The sequence below is a fragment of the Streptomyces milbemycinicus genome (genome assembly GCF_002154605.1).
In the GTDB taxonomy this organism is placed as follows: Bacteria; Actinomycetota; Actinomycetes; order Streptomycetales; family Streptomycetaceae; genus Streptomyces; species Streptomyces milbemycinicus.
This window is the reverse complement of the sequence record NZ_MUNE01000168.1, coordinates 1-1,606: the sequence shown is the minus strand read 5'-3', so window position 1 is coordinate 1,606 and position 1,606 is coordinate 1. Positions and strand designations below refer to the sequence as shown.

Here is a 1,606-nt window from a genome sequence, read left to right as displayed (position 1 = left end):
AGCTCCCCGAAGCACTCCGCGAACCGCCGCCGCTCGCGCCGGGGCCGGGGGACGTACGGGCGGCGCGAGCGGCGGCGGTTCGCGGAGTGCTTCGGGGAGCTGGCGGCGGCGATCAGCGCGCCGGGCGGCCCCGGCAGCCCCGGCGCGCCCGCTGCCGCCGGGACGGCGGGGCCTGCCGGGGCCGCCGGATCGCAGGCGGACCGTTTCGCCAGCGGCCTGTACGGGCTCGCAGAGCTGGCCCGGGAGCGCGGCGGGCTGCCCGCCGCCCTGCGCTCCGAGACGGCCGTACGCGCCCTGGAGCGGGCCTGCCACGCGTCCGGTGCGCTTCAGGGCGCGCACCGGGCGCGGGTGGCCGATCTGCTGACCGTGACCGGCGCGCTGGAGCGCGCGCTGCGCCCGCTGTCGCTCGACTGGTACGGCGACGGTGAGGGAGGCGGCGAGGGCTCCGTCGGTGAGGGCTCCGCGGGGGAGAGCTGCGTCGGCGAGCCGGGCCTGTCCGGCGTGGACCTGTGCCATGCCGCCTCCGCCGGCCCGGCCGCGCTCCCGGGGCTGCTGGCCCGGCGCTTCTTCGGCACGCCCCTCCTGATCACCGAGTACGGCGTACGGCTGCGCGAGTACTACCTGGCGAGCGCGGCGGGTCCGGGCGGCGCGGTGCTCTCCGCCCCGGTGCGGACGCTGCTCGCCTCGTTCCAGGGCCGGCTGACCGCCGAGGCGTACGCCCGTGCGGCGCTGATCACCCCCGGCAACACTCATGCGCGCCGCTGGCAGGAGCGGTGCGGCGGCGCCCCGGAGCGGCTGCGCACCGTCTACCCCGGCATGGACGCGAGCCGCTTCGCGGAGGTCGGCGAGCGCGGCGCGGGCGGCGGCGCCGGGGAGCGGGGCGACGACGGCTGGACGCTGGTGTGGCTGGGCCGTCTCGAGCCCGCCAAGGACGTCGTGGCCCTGCTGCACGCCTTCGCCCAGGTGCGGCGTGCGGTGCCCCGGGCGCGGCTGCGCCTCGTCGAGACCGGGCGCCCCGCCCCCGCCGCAGACGGCTACCCGGCCCACTGCCGAGCCCTCGCCGCCCACCTCTTCCCCGACTTCCCCGACTTCCCCGACGAGGCGGCCGACGCCCACCCGGTCGGCGACAGCCCGGTCTCCTTCGCACGCCTCGGCGACCCCGGACTGCCGTCCGCGGCTGACGCGTACGCGGCGGGGAGCGTGGTGGTGCTGTCCAGCGTGGTCGAGGGCTTCCCGGTCGGGCTGGTGGAGGCGATGTTCTGCGGGTGCGCCACGGTGTCGACCGACGTCGGCGCGGTGTGCGAGGTCATCGGCGGTACGGGCCTGGTGGTCCCGCCGCGCAACCCACGGGCGCTCGCCGACGCGTGCCTCGAACTCCTCGCCGACCCCGAGCGCCGCGAGCGCCTGGGCGCCGCGGCGCGCGCCCGCGCGCTGGAGCTCTTCACGGCCGAACAGAACGTGGCGGCGTTCCGCGGCATCTACCTGGAGCTCATGTCGCACTGCCCGGTGCGCCGCGGGGAGTACGGCCCAGGTGGCGAACCCGTGCCCTTCGCCCGCCCCGCGGCCGGGGATATGGGCCTCCGCGGGGCGGGCGAAGGGCACGGGT

The 1,606-nt window shown here is 78.5% G+C and carries 1 protein-coding gene; it reads left to right on the top strand.

From position 1 onward, the window contains the following. A partial coding sequence (locus tag CCN51_RS14955; RefSeq protein WP_107425988.1) for a glycosyltransferase occupies positions 1 to 1,606 on the top strand: 1,606 nt, incomplete at both ends.